Raw genomic sequence first — 2,610 nt, forward strand, 5'->3', positions numbered from 1 at the left:
ATCAATGGAGCCTGAAACCATGATTTTTTCAGCATCATTTGCTCGAAGCCAAAACTTAGCTTGGTTATTTTTAACATTAAGTTGAAACGACGCTGTATTATCAAACGTTTTTGCATCAGAAAAACTCGCATTGCTAGCCCATTGGCCACCAAATCGAGAAGAAATAGTAACGTGGATTTGACCTGTATAATTTGATGAACTACCATCTGATGCTTGGACGTTAAAGGTTATAGGTTGATCATCACACAGGGTATTTGTTTTAGTTTCTGGTGTAATAGTTAAGCTGTAGTTTGGCTCGGATTCAAAACAGGCACTTTGTCCATGAATATAGCTTTTAGGTGATAATGAATCCTGGCCAATTAAATCAATATCTAAAGCAGTTACAGCTCCTGTTATTCCAGTTAATTCACTTCCATAACTACTCGAAATAGATACTTTTTGTTCAGAATATAATAATGCAGTTAACTGGGAACCATTTGTAATAGTAGCAATATAATTAGGGTTATTATGTACATAAATAATCAAATCATCAGCTTTACCTGATGCTGACCGTAATATCGAACCACCCAAATTACCGCCGGCCATATCTAAAGCTTTTGTGTGTATAACAGTTCCATTTGGGAAAACTACATGTTGACCTTGATGTAAATATAAACTTGAAAACCAATATTCTTTCTTTGTACTGTTAATCTTCGATGGATCAAAAGCGCCATCATCATTTTGAGGCCAATCATCTAACTTTAACTTTCTTGAAAATATGCCATTAGAAAAACATCGACTACCACTACAAGTAACAAATTTATATTGATTAACACCATAGTAAAAAACATGCTGAAAACCAACTCTACGCTGAGAGTTTACCAGTGGAGTTCCAGTAACCACTGTATGATTATTTATTGAAAAAATACCTTTTTTATTACTTTCCCACGTTTGAACAGGTCCTGGAAATAATTCACATGTTTCAGAATCCACTGCTTGTTGAAATGCCATGAATCCAAAATTTTCATTAGCATGGCGTCGTTCAATACAATCTTGTCCACCACATGCTTCAGTATCATTACCTCGGCGAGGCTCATTAAGATCTTCATCAGTCACAAAACTTACTTTTAATGGGTTCGACTGAAGCTGACATAATCGTAATATTCCACCATCTGAACCATTTCGACTATTTTTAGATGCTATCATTAAAGGTAAGCCACTAAACTGACTACTATTAGGGACTGGAACTAAATGTTCACACTGCCGTTTAGAAGGCAAGGTAACATTACTGAACCCCTTATATAAGCTATTGTTTCCTAATGTATTAGGAGTACTATCACCGCCAAGTGAAAATAACAGCCCTTTATATTGGCCCGAACCGTAAACCGTCAAATAAGCAACTTCTTGTGGCGCTGAAAGCCAAGGATATTCGTATTCATTTTTATTGTGTAAAACTGTTTCACCACGATCTAAAGATAGGTAAATATTATTTTCATCTTTTTTAAGTGCTACTGCAGCAGTAAACCATTTATATTTATAACGACCATTAAATACACCTGAACTAGGTAAATCATCTGAATTATTAGGAGCCTGTGTATTAATAATAACACCATAATTTAAACTTTTACTGAGAGGACTTTTTACGATAACAGCATTATCGTATATATTATCTTTATATTTAATATATTTATTAACGTTTATTTTTCTGGCTACAATACGACCTTTAGAGCCTAAATTAATATCAGCACCATTTTCAATAACAAAATAGCTAATATTTGTCATCGGTTTCTTTTCTATACACCAATCTTCACCTTCACATTCACCAAAAGACTTTAATTCCAAGCCTTTATCATCATGTTCTGGTGTATATGGTGCAAAATATTGCCGGAATTTAACAATACCATCTTTAACACTAACAACTCTAAGAGTAGATGGAGCATCATTCCATGGCATATTTTTTAATTCTTGTTCTTTTTTAAAGCGTTCATTTTTTAACCATCGACAATATCGACTATTTCCCCACCAACAATACTTAGAAATTTCTTCATTTATTTCATCTATATCATCTTGTAAATCATCCAAATTATCATGATCAACCTGATAAGAAAATGACGGCATCAAAAATACCAGAGGATCCTGATATTTATTTTTTAAGCTAATTGAGCATGTGTCATCAATACAAGGACCAGCAACACTACCAAATTCAAACTGATCTTGAGTTGCAGCAAAAACATTATTACTACTCAATAGCAACCATAACAAAATAATAAAATAACGCATTATCTTACCCCTCGCGCCCATACTTCTTGTGTACGTGTCATTGTTATATTCTTGCTGCCACATGTCGCTGTACTACTTAATTTATATTCGGTGATTTGTTGATGATCATGCGAGATCTTTCGACTTTCGCAACTCACTTTAGCTTCGCAGTTAAACCAATCTTGAGGTTTAAACAATAATGCTTTACATGCTGTTTCATCACTGTTGTGGGGCTGTTCTAGAGGAAATATTTGTGTCAGTAAAACCTCATTGGCTGAGTGAGCAGTTAGCCATGCACGTTCTGCTAACACTTCTTTGGTTGTAGTATTTTGACTCGACCAGCCTATTTTAGTCATAGCGGCCGCCATCAGT

2 protein-coding genes are annotated in these 2,610 nt (G+C 34.7%); both read right to left on the reverse strand.

Features of this window, described 5'->3' with window-relative positions; translation table 11 throughout:
- Nucleotides 1–2,259, reverse strand: a 2,259-nt coding sequence (locus I3255_RS13670; protein ID WP_238039296.1) for a hypothetical protein, incomplete at its 3' end; no start/stop codon positions are given.
- The coding region (locus tag I3255_RS13675) for a hypothetical protein (RefSeq protein WP_238039297.1) at nt 2,259–2,610 on the reverse strand (352 nt) is incomplete at its 5' end. The genes I3255_RS13675 and I3255_RS13670, both read right to left, overlap by 1 nt.

This window comes from Psychrobacter sp. Ps6 (assembly GCF_022129235.1).
Classification (GTDB): Bacteria; Pseudomonadota; Gammaproteobacteria; order Pseudomonadales; family Moraxellaceae; genus Psychrobacter.